The organism is Anaerocolumna sp. AGMB13020, assembly GCF_033100115.1.
Lineage (GTDB): Bacteria > Bacillota > Clostridia > Lachnospirales > Lachnospiraceae > Anaerocolumna.
Map to the genome: position 1 here is coordinate 403,509 of NZ_CP136910.1, position 20,295 is coordinate 423,803.

The 20,295-nt window shown below is 40.6% G+C and carries 15 protein-coding genes; 1 reads left to right on the forward strand and 14 read right to left on the reverse strand.

What is annotated here, in order from left to right; translation table 11 throughout:
- Positions 1-204: 204 nt before the first annotated feature.
- Positions 205-1,302, forward strand: a complete 1,098-nt coding sequence (locus tag R2R35_RS01715; RefSeq protein ID WP_317732775.1) for an aldo/keto reductase — start codon at positions 205-207, stop codon at positions 1,300-1,302.
- A 250-nt stretch (positions 1,303-1,552) separates the two neighbouring features.
- Here the strand turns inward: R2R35_RS01715 and R2R35_RS01720 are convergent, their stop codons facing one another.
- The 14 genes from R2R35_RS01720 to R2R35_RS01785 all read right to left on the reverse strand — a co-directional run bounded on the left by R2R35_RS01720 (position 1,553) and on the right by R2R35_RS01785 (position 20,278).
- Positions 1,553-2,386 carry a patatin-like phospholipase family protein gene (locus R2R35_RS01720; RefSeq protein WP_317732776.1) on the reverse strand — a complete coding sequence of 278 codons (834 nt, stop codon included), beginning with the start codon at positions 2,384-2,386 and terminating at the stop codon, positions 1,553-1,555.
- 124 nt (positions 2,387-2,510) lie between these two features.
- Complete coding sequence (locus R2R35_RS01725; protein ID WP_317732777.1) at positions 2,511-3,065, reverse strand: DUF2087 domain-containing protein; 555 nt, start codon at positions 3,063-3,065, stop codon at positions 2,511-2,513.
- On the reverse strand, positions 3,062-3,469 hold the full coding sequence (locus tag R2R35_RS01730) for a hypothetical protein (RefSeq protein WP_317732778.1): 408 nt from the start codon (positions 3,467-3,469) through the stop codon (positions 3,062-3,064). The genes R2R35_RS01725 and R2R35_RS01730 overlap by 4 nt, the downstream gene beginning before the upstream one ends.
- Before the next feature lie 721 nt (positions 3,470-4,190).
- Positions 4,191-5,213, reverse strand: coding sequence for a glycoside hydrolase family 130 protein (locus tag R2R35_RS01735; protein WP_317732779.1), 1,023 nt, complete (start codon positions 5,211-5,213; stop codon positions 4,191-4,193).
- Positions 5,214-5,330: 117 nt separating this feature from the next.
- Positions 5,331-6,788 (reverse strand): extracellular solute-binding protein, encoded by a 1,458-nt coding sequence (locus R2R35_RS01740; protein ID WP_317732780.1) that lies wholly within the window; start codon positions 6,786-6,788, stop codon positions 5,331-5,333.
- A 38-nt stretch (positions 6,789-6,826) separates the two neighbouring features.
- Complete coding sequence (locus R2R35_RS01745) at positions 6,827-8,686, reverse strand: hypothetical protein (RefSeq protein WP_317732781.1); 1,860 nt, start codon at positions 8,684-8,686, stop codon at positions 6,827-6,829.
- Positions 8,687-8,740: 54 nt separating this feature from the next.
- A complete protein-coding gene (locus R2R35_RS01750) occupies positions 8,741-9,733 on the reverse strand; it encodes a carbohydrate ABC transporter permease (protein WP_317732782.1) in 993 nt (330 codons plus the stop codon).
- An 18-nt stretch (positions 9,734-9,751) separates the two neighbouring features.
- Complete coding sequence (locus R2R35_RS01755) at positions 9,752-10,684, reverse strand: carbohydrate ABC transporter permease (protein WP_317732783.1); 933 nt, start codon at positions 10,682-10,684, stop codon at positions 9,752-9,754.
- Entirely contained in the window at positions 10,681-13,290 is a 2,610-nt protein-coding gene (locus tag R2R35_RS01760) for a DUF5696 domain-containing protein (RefSeq protein WP_317732784.1), read from the reverse strand. The genes R2R35_RS01755 and R2R35_RS01760 overlap by 4 nt, the downstream gene beginning before the upstream one ends.
- Positions 13,291-13,301: 11 nt before the next feature.
- Entirely contained in the window at positions 13,302-13,934 is a 633-nt protein-coding gene (locus R2R35_RS01765; protein ID WP_317732785.1) for a YIP1 family protein, read from the reverse strand.
- Positions 13,927-15,414 (reverse strand): gluconolactonase, encoded by a 1,488-nt coding sequence (locus tag R2R35_RS01770; protein WP_317732786.1) that lies wholly within the window; start codon positions 15,412-15,414, stop codon positions 13,927-13,929. Before R2R35_RS01770 ends, R2R35_RS01765 begins: the two co-directional genes overlap by 8 nt.
- A gap of 13 nt (positions 15,415-15,427) precedes the next feature.
- On the reverse strand, positions 15,428-16,309 hold the full coding sequence (locus R2R35_RS01775) for a carbohydrate ABC transporter permease (protein WP_317732787.1): 882 nt from the start codon (positions 16,307-16,309) through the stop codon (positions 15,428-15,430).
- Positions 16,306-17,265: a carbohydrate ABC transporter permease gene (locus R2R35_RS01780; RefSeq protein ID WP_317732788.1), complete on the reverse strand. Its 960-nt coding sequence runs from the start codon at positions 17,263-17,265 to the stop codon at positions 16,306-16,308. The genes R2R35_RS01775 and R2R35_RS01780 overlap by 4 nt, the downstream gene beginning before the upstream one ends.
- Before the next feature lie 13 nt (positions 17,266-17,278).
- Complete coding sequence (locus R2R35_RS01785) at positions 17,279-20,278, reverse strand: extracellular solute-binding protein (RefSeq protein ID WP_317732789.1); 3,000 nt, start codon at positions 20,276-20,278, stop codon at positions 17,279-17,281.
- Positions 20,279-20,295 lie beyond the last annotated feature (17 nt).

Genomic DNA, 20,295 nt, shown 5'->3' on the forward strand with positions numbered 1-20,295 from the left:
ACCGTAAGAGGCAAGCGGATTCAACTTATAGAAACTTTTTATATTTTTTTGTTCAGGAGATCTAAGGAGTGCCTGATCCTTACTTGTTCGGGGCTTAAGGTGTCACTTTGCGGGATGTTTTGTAAGTGCAGTATACCGTAAATTGAAGCATTAAGAACAGTGTGATGGGTTGACAGACACGTCCTAATTTGACGGAGGTAGAAAATGTACTACAAACAATACGGTAATACTGACATGAAAGTATCTGCCATAGGCATGGGTTGTATGCGCTATGACGATGAGGATGTTAAAGCAGAACGCTATGAAAAATGTTCAGAAGTCGTTTTATATGCCCATGAAAAAGGTATAAATTATTTCGATACCGCACCTTTTTATTGTAATGATAAAAGTGAAATGATAACAGGACTTGCACTATCCCAGTTACCCAGAGACAGCTACTACATATCTTCCAAAACCAATCTGGGTACCATCGGCGGAAAAAGTACCCGCGATGCTTTTCGCAGCAGGCTTGAAACTACCTTAAGCAGATTAAAAGTAGATTATCTCGACTTTTATCATCTTTGGTGTGTTCTGAATCTGAATTCTTTCGAAAGCCAGTGTGAGTCTCTCTACGGTTTTTTTGAAGAAGCGAAAAAGGAAGGGCTTATTCGAAACATTGTATTTTCTTCTCACATGCAGGGAAATGAACTCGAGGATGCTGTTGCTGCAGATAAATTCAGGGGAATGTTAATCGGATATAACGCTTTAAACTATCGTTTCCGTCAAACCGGTATTACAGCTGCTTACGAAAAAGGTATGGGTGTAGTAGTAATGAACCCCTTAGGCGGCGGTTTAATTCCTAATAACCCCAAAACCTTTGAATACCTTGCAGAGGGTACTGATCTGACGGTTGCCCAGGCTGCTCTTAACTTTGTGGCATCCCATAAGGAAATCACCATAACCCTTTCCGGCTGTACTACCAAAGAGCATGTAGATGATGCCTGTAAGGCCGTAGAAAATCTGAAAGAGAGACCTGCAAAGGAAATCTTTGAGGAATATGAAAATAAAGGTGTTGCCTTAAATAACCTATGCACCGGTTGCGCTTACTGTAAACACTGTCCAAAAGAGATAGACATTCCTAAATTTATGGATGCCTATAATGAGAAACTTCTCGGAAATAATATGTACAACAGAATTAACTATCATTGGCATATACCTGTAGAAATGGCAGCTGAATGTATCAAATGCGGAAAATGTGAAAAGTTATGTACCCAGCACTTACCCATTATTGACCGTCTGGCTGAAATTTCAAAAGGAGCTTAAGACAGTTCCTTTTGAAATGTTTAACCTATAAAATCCATGGATCACGTTATGGCTAATTAAACCAGTCTGAACGTTGATACATGGATTTTGCTAATTTACTAAATACTTAGGTTTTTCTTTTGGAATATCGCTCAAAAGTATTCTAAGTTAATCCAATAGCTATTTAAAAAAGCTTCACAGTTCAAATTTAAAGAACCCGTCTTACGTTTTGAAGAGGCCGCTGTATCATTTATAAACTTCAAAGTACAGCTTAGAGAAGCTTCTCAATTTCTTTTAACTTACTGACAGCCATATCGTAACCATGACGATAATTCTTTTCAAGGGTATCCAAATCTTTTTCCAAGCTTTCTATTGGGTATTCCGGTCTTAATATTACAGCCTTTCCTTGCTTTTCAAGTTCTTCACAAAATGCAACTGTTTCGTTATACATTTTAGGCCGGTCTCTTAATACCTCTACCATTGCCGGATATTTATTACGCAGCATTCTCATAGCAATCTTACTGTCTTTTCCCAAGGTTCTTTGATAACCCTTTGGTCTTGTCAATATAATAAGATTCTTCTCATTACCGTCAGCAATAGCTTTTCTTATAGGTATGGAATCCGTAAGGCCGCCATCATAATACAAATTTTCTTTCCAATTAATTGCCGGAAAGAACATAGGCATCGCACAGGTGGCCTGTAATACCGTACATTTTTTATCCGTATCTTTGCCATCCAGGTATTCGACCTTTCCGGTATTGGCGTTGGTGACACCTACCACCACTTTTCCGTCGTACTGGTTAAAAGTGTCCCAATCAAAAGGATATAGCTTGTTCGGTATTTCATTGTAAACGAAATCCAGTCCAAAGAGACTTTTGTATTTGATTAAATTTCTTGTTCCTATATATCGTTTGTCTTTTCTGTAATTAAGAAGTATATCCAGGTTCCTGCCTTTCTGCTTGGACACATAGGAATACCCAAAACTTATACCAGCTGAAACACCGATACAGTACGGAAACAGAATTTCATGTTCTAATAAGGCATCCATAATACCAGCACTGAATATAGGGCGGAAGGTTCCACCTTCTAATATAATTCCAGACATTTACGTCACTCCTTTGCTAATAGCATTGTTATCGTTTATCTAAAAGTATAACAGAAGGGCAATCAATTAACAATGTTTGGAATTCACAGTAATTTCTTAAGCAACAGTATAAAAATAGTCTTTCTTACTTTTCTTTTCGTTTATAGCTGCTATTCCCCCGCTCAAAGAAGTCTTCTTCCACCATATATTTACGCAAGGTACAAAAATCATCATGAAAATCCGCCAATATAAGATTGACTTCTTTCTCCTTATATTCTCTATTATATTCAAATTTTTCTGCCAGCACATTTAAAATAATCTTACGCTTCTCCTTTTGAACCGGTATGCTCTTAAGTTTTCCTCTTTCAAAGAAGCTGTTGATAATTTTGTTCCGATATTTCAGCTCTCTTTCCATTTCAGCTTCATTTTCAGTAACCTTACTTAATATCAGTTCCTCCAGGGTATTGCCAAACACTTCCCTATTCACGCGGTAAATCATATAGTATTGCTCTTTCTCTGAGGTTACCAGTCCGCTGTCCATTAGTTTCTTCAAATGAAAAGATACCGTTGGAGGGGTTAGATTAAGCCTTTCTGCCAGAAGTTCTACATACATGGGTTCCTTGACCAGGTTTTTTACAATCTGAAGCCTGGATTTATCAGAGAGGCATTTTAATAATTTGATAACCCGCTCTTCTGTCATTGGTTTGCTCCTTCTAAGCTTTGCAGAAACAGAAGCTTAATAGCAGCAGTTGTTTCAAGTTTAATCGTTTCAATTATTCCGTCTTCTGTAATGTCATGATTTTCTGCAAAGAGAAGTTTTTCTTTCCATGGTTTACTTATCCTATCAATACAGCTTAGATACTCGTTCTTAAACCGTATAGTATATTCTGAGTCATAAAAAGCTCTATCCTTATCCAATTTATTAATACTGACCTGTAAACAGGAGAGAAAAATATTATAGACATTCAGTCTGATTTTTTCAAATACCGCCTCATCCTCTCGGTTATCTTTCTGCAGATAATTTATCTGGAATGTGATCCTTTCTTTTTCCGCTTCCATTGCTTTGCGGTAATTTGTGATTTCTGTACTATTCAATACTTCCATATTTCCTCCATTTCTACTCTTTTATAGCTTTATTTTGACTTTTAGAATGTTATTAATTTCTTCCATCATAATACCTCGAAATTGATAGAACATTTTCTATTTCATTGATAAATAACACGCTTTGTGTTAATTTTATACTATTTATGAAATTACTATCATTATATTCATCCAATTATAATTTGTCAACATATTTTTATAGTTATCTAATCATATAGTGTCTGGAAATCGTATTCGCATCCTCGGTATACAGCCAGCTTGAACATATAAACAATGATAATTCCAGAATATAAAAGCTTTTTACTCTATGAATGCAGCGTAGTATTTCACAAGCACCAAGAACGAATACGACAATCTCCATTAACGCTACCGGATAGAAATGCACACAATACAATAAGAAAGTTTAATTTATCAGAAAAGAAAAAAGGATTTTGCACCATAGATACTTAATCTATTTTGCAAAATCCCATTAATAATATTAAGATATGATTTCTATAAACTGTGCTTTTTCTATATACCAACCTTCTTCTATTATTTCAGGCTTCCTCTTTACACTAGCCTTCTTCTTTTATATCAGGTTTCCTCTTTACACTAGCCTTCTTCTTTTACGCTGGGCTTCTTTTTCACACTAGGATTCTTCCATTTCACTACAATTCCCTGATTACTATTCTTCCATTTCACTGCGTTTCTTTAAACTACGATTTTCTATTATATAACGCTTCTTCTATCTGTTCCCAACTTCCGTATCACTTCCGGATACATTGCTATGTTCCATTATATAAGCTATGATTTCATCAAATTGGGTGAAGGCCAGACCAACATAACTATCTGCTGAACCATAGTAAATGGCAATCTTACCAGACTCTGAATCGTGAATGGTAGCGCAAGGAAAAATTACATTGGGAACGAACCCTCTTTCTTCATACCACTCCTCCGGCGTAAGCAGGAAAGTCTCACAACGATATTTTACAATGGAAGGATTCTCAAGATCCAGGATTGCTCCTCCAATGCTGTATACATAGCCATTACAGGTACCGCTTACCCCATGATAGAACAGAAGCCAACCTTCACTGGTTTCAATAGGAGTTGCTCCGCTGCCGATTTTTAAGGATTCCCACCAGTTACTGCCTCTTCCCATAACATGTCTGTGTTTCCCCCAAAACGTAAGATCAGGACTCTCACTAACGAAAATATCACCAAAAGGTGTATGCCCGCTGTCAGAGGGTCTGCTTAACATAATAAAATTTCCATTGATTTTTCGGGGAAACAGCACTGCATTTCGATTATAAGGCAGAAATGGATTTTCCACTCTTTCAAAGCATTTAAAATCCTTTGTTTTAGCCATACCGATTGCCGCACCGTAAAAATCCTGACACCAAATGATGTAATAGGTATCCTCAACCTTTACCAGTCTTGGGTCATAGGCATATAGCGGCATAAAAGATTTGCCCTCACTATCCATAAAAGGTATTTTATTCTCATCAAACTCCCAGTGAATGGCATCCTTACTCCTACCCAGGTAGATATAAGGAATACCGTTCGTCTGCTCACCGCGGAAAACACCGATAAATTCATCCCCGTAGGGCATGACCGCACTGTTAAATATTCTGGCAACGCCTTTTACGGGATTTCGTCCGATAATCGGATTTTCTGTATATCTCCAAACCGGGGCATCCTTTAACCCTGCCGGACGTTCTTGCCAGGGAACATTTGGCACCGCAGGAGCTATCATTTTAATATCGCTCATAAATTCCTCCATTCTACCTTTTTACAGGGCGGCACCCCGCCCTGTAATTTCTATTTGTATACGGCAGCACTGCTGCTTTATCAGAAATAAATTACTGTTTCCGATACAATTGCTTTCTTATTTAAAATAGGCATCAAGGGCATCCTGTACCTGCTGTTTGTAGGTTTCCTGGAACTGTGCTGGCGTGGTCTCCCCTTTGATCAGTGAGTGAAGATCGTAAGAGACACCCAGCTGATTCCAAAGCTCAAAGGTTTCTCTGCTGCCGACATCTTCCATAATGGAGAAATTCTCGTTCTGTAGTGTCTCATCAGAAGCGGTAACTGCATACCACCAATACAGAGTCTCCTCATCATCTCGAACAGAAGTATCTCCGTCATACCAGTTCCACATATCATAAAGCACATTATAAACTGTTTCCGGATCTTTTACCCCTGCAGGAATAATATAGTATTCACCTGCTGATACCTTACCGGCATTGGTATCCTTATTACCGGAAGGACCTACCGGCCACTGAACATAGGCCGTATCAAATGCAAGGGTAGAGCCGTTAGCACCTGAGTAGTCATAATCCGCCTTATCCGCTGCAATCCACGCTGCAATAGGGAAGAAACCGATATTCCCTTCACGGTACTGTCCCCTCATGGTGGTAGCGTCATCGCCGCTTTCAAAATCATAAGGATAGGCAACATTATATACATTGTACATATCTGACATCATCTGCAGGGCTTCACCAGTTGCCGCAGAAGAAAGCTCCTCTTTTTTCGTTGAGGCAATATGTGCACCGTTACTCATAAGCAGCTGCTCGAAGGTCTCATTTTGGAAGCCGCAATAGCCATATTGATCCGTCTGACCATCTCCATCCGAATCCTTTGTCAGTACCTTACAGTATTCAATGAATTTATCCCAGGTCCACTCTCCACGCTCATATAGTTTCCTGGGATCTTCCAGATTATTGTCCTCCAGCATCTGCATATTGAAACCTAAAGGATAGGTTGCTTCTATCGTTGAAGCTGCTTCTACCCTCTTTAGCAGTGTTGCTTTACCATCCCCCAGGTCCAGGTATGTAATATTCTTTTGTGTGGTAAAAAGATCGTTATCTGCCGGAAGAACGGTTTTCAAATCGGTAGCCAGACCATTAAGTGCTGCCGGAATACCAAACGACAATTCTACCAGGTATATGTCACAATCGGGTGTACCTGCAAGAATGGAATTATTTATAGATTCCTGAACGCCTGCATACGTCAGGTTTTTCCAGAAGAAATCTACATTGTATTTATCATGGATCTTTTTAACATTATCAAATTTTAAATGCGCTACATCCAAACCGGAATAGGAGGGATCATCTTCTACGGACTTATGAGAGCTGTCATAGTATTGTATCCACCAGGTACCAATATTGATGGTTCTTTTCTCACCAGTATTCCTGACAGGTTCAGTTGTAGGTGCTTCTGTGGCACTTTCTGTGACTTCACTGCTGGCGGGAGTGTCTTTCTCAGCCTTTTTACTGCAGCCAAACATTGACACGACCATCATAACAGATAAGCAAAGAGCTATTACTTTTTTCAAATTTTTCATTATTCCATATCCTCCTTCAATGTCCCCTTCTCTTGCTATTATTTAGCGGCCTGACCTACACTTACGCTGTATACTTCCCACGGCGTATCCGATTCACATTGCATCATGGTTCCCCAGGTGGATTTGTCTTCTCCACAGAACTTTGCAATCTGCTCGTAGGTTATTTGTGCAATTCCATCACTGTTTGCTGCCTGCCCATTGGTACCATCACCGACTCTCATCCAGCCTGCAGCTGCTCCGGGCATTACCAGCCACAATTTCCCAGATTCACTGGAGTATTTAACAGAAATTACTGATCCTGGTACCAAGGCATCCAGGATTTCCTGCGGCATATCAAAGCCATTTTGAGCCCAAGCATCTGCTTTGCAGGCAAAATCTTTAAAGTCTACCACATTATTTAACATGTTCATAGTAGAAGCTGTTCCTACTCTCACACTATATACTTCCCAGGGTGTATCGGATTCACACTGCATTGTGAGCCCCCAGGCAGACTTATCTTCACCACAGAATTCAGCAATTTGTTCATAAGTAATGTAACTCTTGCCATTATAACTTACAGCAGAACCATTGGTACCATCCCCAACTCTCATCCAGCCTGCAGCTGCTCCGGGCATTACTAGCCACAGCTTGCCGGATTCACTGGTATAGCTAACTTCAACAACAGAACCCGGCACCAAAGCATCCAGGATTTCCTGCGGCATATCAAAACCATTCTGTGCCCAGGCATCTGCTTTGCAGGCAAAATCCTTGAATTCCACTGGATTGGATAATCCGTATACCGGTGACTTTGTGCCAATCTTTACGCTGTAAACCTCCCAGGCTCCGGAAGCCTCACACTGCATGGTCGTACCCCAGGTAGCTTTGTCTTCTCCGCAGAATTCAGCTATTTGCTCATAGGTAATCTGCGCAACGTTTTTAGAGTTGTTAATAAAAGCTTTGCTATTGGTACCATCTCCAACTCTCATCCAGCCTGCAGCTGCTCCTGGCATTACCAGCCACATATCACCATTTTCGCTGGTATACTCGATTTCTACAACAGAACCGGGTACCAAGGCATCCAGGATTTCCTTTGGCATTTCAAAACCGTTTTGTGCCCATCCGGCTCCCGTGCAAGCAAAACCTTCAAAGTTCACCGCATTGGTAACTGCTGCCAGATTGGACAGATCGATTCCGGTACTTTCAAAACCTTTAGGGGGTGCAAATGCAACTGAACTATTTGCTGTCAGTACATTACCAGAAGCGTCCAGGAAACGGATATCATCGATATACATCGTAGCATTTCCATTTCCTTCTGTAACTCCATTATCGGTCTTTAGGCAAATAATAAAGATATTGCCGGCATCTGCTATGAATTCTTTTCCAGTATCCAGCTTCGCAACTGCTTTGTTTGGATTCTTGGTATCCAGATATACAGACCAGTCATATTTAGTCTCTTCAAGTTTTTCACCGGTCCAGGTAAGGATATTTCCGGATGAAGCGCTGAAACCGCCATTACCGTAATCTGTACCAATCGTCATCTCCAAGGCAGCCACTTTAGCAACGTCAGCTCCCAGAAGGCTGGTAGCATCAAATCCAACATAAGGAACCTTTCCCTCCATGTTCTTTACCTGCAGCGCTTTACTTCCGTTGTAATCTACAATTGATAATTCTGAATTATCTGCATCCGCAGACTGGGTATACAAAGAAACAAACCCCATATTACCGTCTTCAAAATCCAGGCTTGCCGATACTGTTTCCGGAACCGGCTCTTTTTCCGTTTCCGGTGTAGCGGTCACTTCCTGAACAATCTCGTTTTTTACATTTGCGTCCGTCTTTTTTGTACCGTCACCTTTACAGCCCACGAAAGTCAAAGCCATGGTGCCCACCAATAGGCAGGCTAAAATTTTTTGGTTCTTCACCTTTTTCACTCCTCCTTTTAAGATAAAAGTTAATAGCTTCCAGGCAAGAGAAAACTACCCCACAATACCGCTTCTCTCCACACCCTCTATAAAGTATCTCTGTAGTAAAAGATAGATAATCAATATAGGTAAGATGACTAATATAATGCCGGCATTCAGATATAATTCCTGTATGGCTGTATCCAGGATCTTATAATCGTTTGCAATGGTTGCCTGCAATATGGAGATCTTTTTACTGATTACCACGTCCTCACTAATCAAAAATAACTTTGCAAAAAAAGTATCATTGAACTGCCATACCATTGAGAACACTGCTACGGTTATGACAGCCGGTGTGGCGTTTACCAGCATAATCTTAAAATAGGTATACCAAACGCCTGCACCATCTACAAAAGCTGCCTCCTCGATTTCTTTGGGAAGCCCTCTGAAAAATTGATTAAAAATGTAAATATATAAACCTGATCTCAGCCCGCAGCCCAGAACTGTCATAATATACATAGGAACCGGAGTTCCCATAAGGTTGATAGGCGAACCTGTTAGTGCGGTGGCAATGCCAAATGGATCAAACTGTCTAAAGGTTATGTACAATGGCAGCATAATAGTATGTACAGGGATAACGATCATCACCACCACACAGCCAAACAAAAGCTTCTTAAAAGGAAAATCAAATCTTGCAAAACCATATCCTACCATGGAGCATATAAGAATCTGCAACAGCATCAGGGACAAAGTGTAAAACAGATCCCTGGCCATGGTAGGCAGATAATCAAGAGACTCATAAACAAGCCGGTATCTTTCCAATGTTGGAAATTGTGGCAAAACAAATACCATTGGATTGTATGCATCCCGATCTGAGGAAATGGAGTTCACTATCATACCAATGACCGGTGACAGGATTACATATCCAACACCAATCAATATGGCAATTCTTGATACGCTGATCAGAAATTTCTTCACATTATGAAGCAGGCTCTTACCCTGATCTTTGTCACTTGCTATAGCTTTTATCTTCAGGAAACCATCCGTTAAGGCAGAATTTTTAATCATGATATGCTTCTCCTTTCCTCAATTGTAGTAGAAAGTACGCTTCTGTATCAGCCCGCAGACTGTTACCAGAATAATACAGGTAATTATGGTTGATACCAGACTGAATACACTGCTCAACCCGTAATTAAAATCATTAAATGCTGTTTTATATGCCAGATCAACTACTCCGCTTTCCGTGAAGCTGTCTACTATGGTATATACCACGTTGGTTATGATATGGGGCATTACCATAGGAAAAGTTATCTTCCAAAAGGTTTCATAACCAGTAGCCCCTTCAATCTTTGCCACCTCGTACATAGAACCCGGTATGGACTGCAAAGCAGCAATAAATATGATTATCTGCACGCCGGAAGCTGCTATGATATCATTGATACGCGCTACAGCAGTTATAATATAATCAATTAACGTTACCGGAATACCCAGATTCATGAACATATCAATAAAAAAGTCAATGTCCAGAGCAAGGGTAGAGCCAGCTGAGGCTGAAGACGATAACATCTCTGCTGCCTGGGACGAAATCCCCCCCTGCATCATCTGAGCAGATAATTCCATGGCCGCGGTAATTGCCCCGGAATTCAGGATAATAGGCAGAAAGAAAATTGCTCTTACGACGGTTCTTCCCTTAAATTTTTTGTTGAGTAGTATTGCCATAAATAAGCTGAAGAAAGTAATTAACGGAACATCCACCAGCATATCCAGTACGGAAGTCGTAAGTATCTGTTTAAAAGTACCATGAACGCGGAAGGCATAACGGAAATTCTCCCAACCCACATTTGTAAGACTGTAACCGCCATTTAAAGCATCCATATTCAACTCAGAAAAGGCAAACTGTCCTGCCAGAAGTATGGATCTGACATAAAAGACCAGAAATCCAACAAACCAGGGAAGAATAAATAAAAATCCTGTCATCTTACGTTTTTGGAGAAGGGTCATTTTTTTCTTTCTATTCATTTCGTCTCCTCCAATCGATAGCCTTCTGCCGGTACCTCATACCCATCCGTCAGCTGTGCTGTATCACTGTAGTTGATATAGATAATGACACCATTGTCATAAGTAACCTTTCTTACTCCATTTGAGAGGATTTCATGATTCTGCATCACTGCTCCCCTTACCTGACTTAATGGTTCATTAACCTGTTTGTATATTGCAATTGCATCAGTCTTCCAAACTCCGAAAGTAGTCGCATAATATCTGTTTAATCCGGTATTCTTCATCTTGTTTGATTCTTCCCAGGTGAAAATATAATGAGGCGATGCTCCGCTTTCTATCATTTTAAGCACAGTTTCCTTCATGCCTTCTTTGTCCTCATAATTTAACAGTTCTGTAGAATAGGAAATACTGCCATGAAGAATCATTTCATAAAGTGGAATCCGTTCATCTACTAGGAGGAAATTATTTTGTTCAATGGGTACGTTTATAATATCTGAACTGTATGCAAAGCTATAATCATTGGCACTATTAGTCATCAGCTTCTTACCGGTACCTTTTAGCAAGTCAAGCTGTCCTAACACCACTTTAAGCGCTTCTTCCCTGTCAATTATATTCGTACGTTTTTTATCAGAATAAACGATATTTCCCAGATCTCTTAAGGAGATACCTTCTATGTCATAGCCCTTAATTTCTTTTACGAATTTACTCACATATCTGGGCAGATATCTGGGTGATAGCAGATTGTAGACCGTCTCCATATACCCAAGACTTGAAGTACTTCTTAAGGTCGTAGGATTTACCTGCCCTAAGGCTACCACATAACCTGCTCCGTAATACTTAGAGGCTTCTGCATTATAGTTAAAATCCTTATCAGCATAGGTTATCTGTTGCAGGGCAACATCTGCATATAGTTTTCCGCCGTGTTTCTTTAAAGTTTCACCAAGGCTTTCAAGCTCCGATTTTCCTCCAAGTTTTCCAGGAATCTTTATCTTATCAGCTGTATTATGATAATACCCGCCGTTAAACCAACCTTGCAGATTCATCACCTGGTTGTTTATTCCCTGCACTGCCAGTTCCTCAGATATCTTGCCAGCCTGATCAAAAGTAGTCATGGAAAAGGTATGAAGATACTGTTTCCCAAGAAAATGAGCCGTTTCCTTTACCCCGCTGATAATATCATAATAAAAGGGGATATCTCCGGTCTGTGTGTCAGGAGTAAGTACACCTTTTGCTATCAGCTTTTCTCTGTAATAACCTGCAAGGCCTGCATAACCCTTATATTCCTCTGTCAGGAAAGTATATTTTACTTCCAGATTGGCATCATATAGCTCCGGCTCCAGTACTAATACGTCCTGGCTGGTATTTCCGAACATCCTTAGATTATCGGCTGTACGAAGCACAAACGTTGGATACGCATAATTATACTCATTATATACACCAGAAATTCCGGCTGTTATCAGCGAAAGACTTGCTCCGCTTTCAATGGTTACCAGCACAGAGGACTTCTCTCTGCAGATTCCAAACAATGGTAGTTTGGCACTTATACTGTTCTCCGTAGTCGTATAATTTGCAGCCAGCGGATCAATGTCATAGACATATTGTGAATAAGAAGCTGCTGTGATCTTTCCGTTATTAAAATCAATCAAAGAACCGGAACCATTTGGTACCACCATATAGCCATTTTCTGTTGTATTCGCAGCTGCCATATAACGCAGTAACTGAATCCGGTAAATTGATCCGCCGCCGTATTCTTCGATGGCAGACACTGGAATGGACACCTTTAATCCATCTTCCACAAGCCTGTATTCCAAAGGAATCTGAAAGGAAATGGGTAATATGGTTTCAACACCTGCAAGTTCCATTTGTTCTTCATATTCCTCATTTGTCCAGCCAATCGAATCAAGCCATTCCTGAATTTTTTTGATGGTTTTGGGATTCTTCTTAACAACACCATTAAGTTCCAGCATATCCTTTGTAGTAGAACTTTCTATGTAATACCTCTCTAAGGATACGGAATCCTTCTCTGAAAGTTTTCCAAGGATTTCTTCTAATTTTTCACTGGTAATGTATATTGGGATGATACCGGTCTTACTGCTATTAAAGTCTCCCAGACGGTAAATATAACGAAGTCCATTTTTAAGACTCTCAACCGTTACCTGTCCTTTTTCTACCGCCATGCTGTAGGAATCATAGGTACCTGATTTTACCTCGGGATTATAATAATTTAGGATAAATTGGGATTTAAGATAATTCATATTGGCATCGTTGGCAATGCTATCCTCTTCTGCCGCTGGAGGATTGGAGTAACTTATTTCTCCATTTCTCTTATCATAAATTGCAACTGCAGCAGTGGCAGTATCCGTATACAATTTTAAAAACTCATTTTCACATACTAATTCCATCCCGGGTACGTCTGTTTTATTTTCTTTTACCGGTTGGTACTCTTCTCCGGTTTCATAATCGTAACTTGTCAGATAATCTCTGTACTTGTCGTAAGCCAGATAATGAATGGCATAATAGATTAGATAGATTATTCCAACTATCAGCACAGTACTCAAGACACAAAGCACGATTTTCTTCATCAGGCTGAAGGGCCGATGGTGTTGCTTCTTAATCAAAGTCTTCATGCTTACGCCTCCTAAGTTCTAAATATTATCTCAGTGTAGATACTCCGAATAAATGTCACTACCATGCCCAGAAGATTTGACAGGAGCAATAGCAGAAAGATAATTACCAACATGGCTAAGAAGGTAATAAATAAGGTGCCTAAGGTTTTCCCCAATGTATAGTTATGTACCTGCATAATACCGATGAGCATTAAAAGGATACCAAATACAATTCCTGCCCCCAGGAGCAACACATAAAAAGGCTGTTCATCATCTGCAATAAACCAACTAATCAAGGTACCGGCAGCCAGTACCGTACTCATGGGTACGGTACTGTAGCCGACAGCTATTGCAATGTCCTTCATTCTGCCTTCACCATTCATCAGACAGGTCACAGACCAGTTGCTGACACATATCAAGGCATAGAAGGCCAGGACACCTAAAAATTCAAAATAACTATCCACAGACCTGGGATCCACATCACTTACCACGAAACTGGCAAGCAAACGGTTTGCGCTAAAACAAGCAGAAAACAGGATTACCATTAATATTGCAAGGGGAACACTGCCTCTATTTTCATGGCGAATCCAGTAGTAGCCGTCCATGGGATGAGAAATGGTGTAAAACATATAATTCCATTTGTCTTTAGAAAAATATTTACCCATTTATGTTTACCCCTTTCTTTCTATTCCTTACGTATTTATAACCCTTAAAAATTACGATGAGTATAACGATTCCTGTAAGAAAATAACTTGCATTATCTATCAGCACACTATTGCGGAAACGCTTATATGCGATGGAATAGTAGTCACGGTTCATACCAAGTTTTAGATATTTCATTGCCAGTTCATAATCTCCTGCCGTAAGATATGCTTTTCCGATACCCGTATTGGCAAGTTCATTATTCTCATCAAGCTCCAATACTCTGCGCCATAAAGCTACGGCTTCTGCTTCGTTGCCGTCAAAACGAAGCGCTACTGCTTCATTGATCAGTCTTCCGTATTCCGTTACGGAAAAGCATATTATCTCTCCCCTGTTGGCATCAAGTACTGCAAGATTTCCTCCAAGGTCCTCCACTGCCACAGGCATGGAGAATGTTCCTTCCTGAGTGCCCAAGCCGCCAAAGATATAAAGCAGGTTTCCTTCATGATCATAAGTAATAATACGCCCTCTCTTACGATCCAGGCAGGAGTATATGCCATTATCCCTGTAAACTACATCTGTAAACTGAGAAGGTCCTGAGTAATCGGTAGAACCGGCAATCCAAAGATCACCTCCCACATTTTTATTGGCACCTTTTTTTATGACATCTTCTCCTTTGGGATTTAACCTTCTGACCCCCTGTACACCGGTAGAGTCGATATTGGATGCATATACAAACCCCTCCGGATCGATGTCGATACCGGTGAACTCTGTAGGAATATATAGCTGTTGCTTAGAACGTTCTTCTTTTGTTGCAATTCTCTTCCAGAATTTTTCCCAGAGACTTATTTCAACCTTGATGGTACCAAAGAAGCTTGAAAAAGTACCGTCCGCTTCAAATACCATAATACCCTCGAACATATTTTGAGCAATAACATAGATTCTATCTGCATAATCAACCGTTATTTTTAATGGTATGAAAACATACCCCTGCTCTAAACTCTCCGACTGAGGATTCTCAACAATCTTAAACAAAGTACCGTCCTGGTTCAACACAACGATCCGCCGGTTTTGAGAATCAGCTATGTATATCTGGCCTTTTTCAGAAACACTAACCCCATATGGTTGATTAAAGGTATCCTCTTTTCCGCCGTTATCAAAGGAAGTTATAATATTTACAGCTTTTTTCATATCCTTATCCAGCACGACAATCCGGTTATTTCCCGTATCAGCCACATAGACCCTGCCATCGGCTGTCTGGCAGATATCCTGGGGTGTAAGAAACTTTCCGACAGCCACTCCCTGATAAGTCAGCTGCTCTCCGCGTATGGTACCAGCCGGAATAAAGGCTGCCGGAGTAAAATGGACATATTTGCGGTAATCGTAATTATAGGTATCATAGGGGAGTTTGGAAGCCTTAACTTCTTCTGACGCTAAAATCGTAAGCAGGAGCACGGTCAGACAAAGGGATATGATCTTGTGTGATTTTCTAATATGTTTCATCCTCTACCCCCTATTAATCTTTCATTCCGGATGATGTCATAGTTTCCAGGATATTCTTCTGACATATGAGGAAAAATGTTATCGGAACTGCGGCAATTATAAAGGTTACTGCAGCCGCAGCTCCTGCTCTTGCCATTCCGCCTGCTGAAATTTGCTGTAACGCAAATTGCAGAGGTTTAAGGCTTTCATCCCGAAGAAATGTACTGCCGGTATTTCCCCACATCTGCTGAAATTGAAAGATTGCCAGTGTAAGCCAGGCAGGCTTCACATTGGGCATTACAATTCTCCAGTAAATCTGCCATTCGCTTGCACCATCAAGTCTGGCGGATTCCATAAGGGAGTCTGGAAGTTGTTCCATAAACTGCTTCATCAGGTAAAGTCCCATTCCAAAAGAACAGGCAGGCAGAATCAATGCCCAGTAGCTGTTATTAATATGAAGCCAGGAAATGATCATATACTGAGGTGTCTGAGTTACTGTCCAGGAAAACATCATAGACAGCACTACCAGATGAAAAAGAATATTCTTTCCCGGAAAATCATGCTTTGCAAGGGGATAGGCTGCCAGGGAAGCAATAATTACATGCCCCAGCATTCCACCGCCTGTAATAATAACCGTATTTAATATGTATCTTGAAAACGGAACCCAGGAATCATTCATTAAGGTAAATAAGTCGGTAATATTCACCAGGGTAGGGTTTCTCACAAATATTTTTGGTGGAAATTGGTATAACTCATCCAAGGGTTTTAAGAAATTGTTGATTACCATGATAAGTGGCAGCATCATTGCCACACCACAGATAGCCATAATGATAAACAGCAAGGAATTACCTGCCATGGAACGGTTCAACCGCTTTTCTCTTGGTCTGAAAAAACGCAATTTCAGCTTCTTCATCATTCTCCTACCCTCCTTAGTCCCTTCTGTACCAGCAAGTTCGTACCTATCATCAAAAGAAACAGTACCGTTGCGATTGCAGAGGCATAACCCATTTCAAAACGTACCGTACCATAATCAAGCAAATGGGTAACTACTGTCGTTCCGGAGTAGTTAACGGAAGGATTACCGGCCAGCTGTATGGAGACATCTGCTATGGCAAAGGATTGCGTAATCTGCATTACCGCACCGAACATAAGCTGAGGTTTCATGGCAGGTAATGTCACATACCACAGCTCCTGCCAGCGATTTTTAACGCCGTCCAGTGCTGCTGCTTCATAAAGAGATTTATCAACAGTCTGAAGTCCGGCTATAAACGCCAGGAAACCTGTTCCAAGACTTAACCAAAGCTGCACCACAATCAGGAAAGGAAGCACCCATTTTTCTGTCTTCATCCAAACGATTGCTTGATCCAGAATACCAAGATCCATAAGCAGACCGTTTAAATATCCGTAACGGTCACCAGACAGAATCAAAGCCCACACCACATAAGCATTACCGCATATACTTGGTGCATAAAATATCAGGGTCAGAAAGGCACGCAGCCAGCCTTTGAATTCATTAATTATCCATGCAAATAAAAGACACAGAAAGTAACTTACCGGACCGGTGATGACAGCCAGTATAAGTGTATTCTTTAAGGATTTTAAGAAAATGTCATCCTCAAGGAATAGCTTTATGTAATTCTTCCAGCCAATAAATTCCGGCAGTTCCAACATATTATAATAAGTAAAGCTAAAGGCTATACTCATAACCACTGGAAGCACAGTAAAAAAGAAAAATAATATAAAGTAAGGAGCCAGCATCAAATAAGAAGCTTTGCTCTTTTTCATCCGGTATCTCAACGTTCCTTGTTTTCTTGCGATTTCCAGAGCCTCCTGGGATACATTTATCTGGGAATTATTTTTATGTTCAGTCATCTCTTTCCCTCCGTTATTTTCTCTTGCCATCCAGTTCAAGCTCTTCCCGTTTGTAAGTAATTTCCGCATTTACATAGATGATCTTATCCATTAATTCTTCTCTTGGCAAAGCTGTATCCGTATTGGTTACCACTTTGAAAAATGCATTGTAGACATTTCGCCAGGAATAATATCCCCCGGGTACCTGCGGAATACCTTTCACCCATTTCATGGATTCCTGTAACGCTTCAAAATCCTCCACAGGCCAGGGCATATTTAAAAAGGCTTCATAATTAGCTGTTGGAACTCTTGCCGCAGAGCCCATAAGCCCTTCCATTTCACGTCCATACTGTGTCTGTGTATCCTCGCTGGTCCACCATTTTAAGAATTCCCAGCTTGCTTCCTTATTCACAGTGTCTGCCATAATCATACTTGCAAGTCCTGTACTTGCCACGGAATGATCCACTGTACCGTCTGTTTTCACAGTTCCAGGTATTTGGGTAAAGCTCCAAAGTCCTGCTATATCCGGTGCTGATACCGCAAAATTATTATAGGTGGTATAATCAGCTATCATAATCGGACACTCACCGGTTCGGAAACGTTCTTCCACACTGGTTTCCTTATCCAGTTTATAATCCGTATAATATTCACAGAAATCCTTAAAGGTATTTACTGCTGTATCTGAATCCAGTGCAGATGCCGTCCCATTCTCTGTGTAATAAGCTCCTCCATTCTGATAGAGCATTGATGCAAATATCTGTTCTGTCGGCAGCATACCAAATTCCATCTGATTTTTGGCAAGGACAGCCATCGCCACCTTTACCTCTTCCCAGGTCGTTGGTACTTTCATTCCGATTTCAGCTAAGATATCTTTCCGGTAGAACATGACCGGATAAGTGATAGTTTCCGGTAACGCATAAACCCCATCGTCATAAGTAAACTGAGTAGTTGCAGCTTCCAAGAACCTTGATAGTATCTCATCTGCATCCGTAAACTGCTTGAGGTCAAGTACCGCATTCCGGATTCCGTAGTTGACCGGTGTATCATTTCCGGTGTTCAACACAGCGCCTGCAGCGCCGTTGGTATTTGCTACCTGAATAGCCACATCCGGCCCTTCTCCCACCAGTGTCGCCTTTAGCAGCGTAGACATATCCACCAGCTGTACATTCACACTGATTCCCGACTTATTGGTAAAACTTTCATCAATCAATGATTTTATAACATTAGCCTGATCACGTCCGGATCCAATCCATAAGGTAATGGACTGGGTTCCCTGCACTTTATCATCAGTCACACTTCCTATGGAGTTGTAATCAACAATAAATGAATAAAATAACCGCTTTATCTCAAATGCAGCCTTATCAAAAAAGGAATCTCCGTCATAGGTATTTTTTTGATCTGGTGAATAGACATTGATACGGTCTACCTGCAGTGGCTGATTAATGGCCTGGGTTATCCAATTCCCCAAGGCTCTTACATTGATCTTATATGCTGTAATAACTCTTACAAAATACTCTTCATCTTCAATCAGCTTATCCAGCTGGTCCCGCATGGTCAAAAGTACGGCTTTTTTATCCGTATTCTTACCCGCTACTTTTGAAAGCTCATCAATTGCCTGATTCAGTGTATCCCTTGCCTCCGTAAGCTTACCCTTTAACTCCGGCAGTACTGTCGACAGCTGATAATCACGATAGGTATCCGGTTTAACACCAATTACTTTTATAACCTGCCTGTATATACTGTTGAGCTGTTGTACAGAATCCTTGACAAGACCCACGATTTCCGAGAATTCTCCCAATACGACTTCCATCCTTAGGCTATGCTGTCCTTCTGACAGATAAAAACGATAAGCTTTATCATCTTTATCAGACAGTATATCTTCTCTCCAATCCTGGCTATAATCAAAAGCATAAGAGGACATTTCCTGAAAGGGAACTGCCCCATCGATGGTAATACGCCTGGAAACATGAATACCTCTGGAAAGACTCTGTTTATCATATAGGGATATGTAATAATATCCACTCTCCGGAACAGTAAACTCCCATTCAATCCATTGTCCTACAAGCCTCCAGGAATTACCTCCAATAGTATTATTGAGCAATTCCCTGGAGCTGGAGGGAGAAACCGCAGGAGATGATTGATCCTGTTTCGGGTAAAGCATTTGTGATGATGTTTTTGTGGCATACTCAGCCTCAATCCGTATATTGGTATTGCTCGCATCCTTACCGCCCTTAGAATCCCACTCAGCTTTTATATCTACATAGGACTTTGTGATTCCTTCGTTGTCAAGTACCAGTTTACGGATTAACATGGGCTCCTTTAAAGAAATCAATGAGATTGTATGACTGCCTTTTTCAAGGTAAATGGATAATACCTCCGTTATGTAACCGTTACTATCATACAAATATCTGCTCTGCCATTCCGGTACCTCAATACTTTGCGGTTTTACATCATTTCCCTGATTATCCTTTTCCCAATTTTTTATCGTTACACCAGCTTTATTTACATAAAAATCTTTTACATTGGTGCTCCATACTCTGGGGAAAGTAAGTAAGGCCAATTCCTGATAAGGAAGTTTTCCGTCGATAAAAACACTTCGTTCTATATCAGAATTTTTACCCTCTACCGGGTAATACAATACGGAGAGGTTATATAATCCGGTTTCTGCTACTTCTGTTTCAAACTCTATAAGGGAGTCCTCTCCTGTCAGAACACTGGTTCCTTCCATACCTTCATAATTCGTGTATATTTCTGGTTCGGTAATTTTATTGTTCTCTTCATATCTTACATAATCAGCTGCCATAACCTCCATTGTACGGCTGGGTCTGTTAGACTCTTTGTGTTCCTCCCTGTAGGTCTTATAGGAGGGAATGGAGGTATCAATGTTATAAGTACTGATAACATCATCAAATTCGTCCATCGTCATTTCTGTCTTAGCAAAGCTCTGTACTTCTCCTATTAGAAACAGAGGCAGTAAGACTGTAGCTGTTAATAACAACGCCATGATTCTCTTACAGGTTGCCCTGGATATCATATTCATTACTCCTTCCG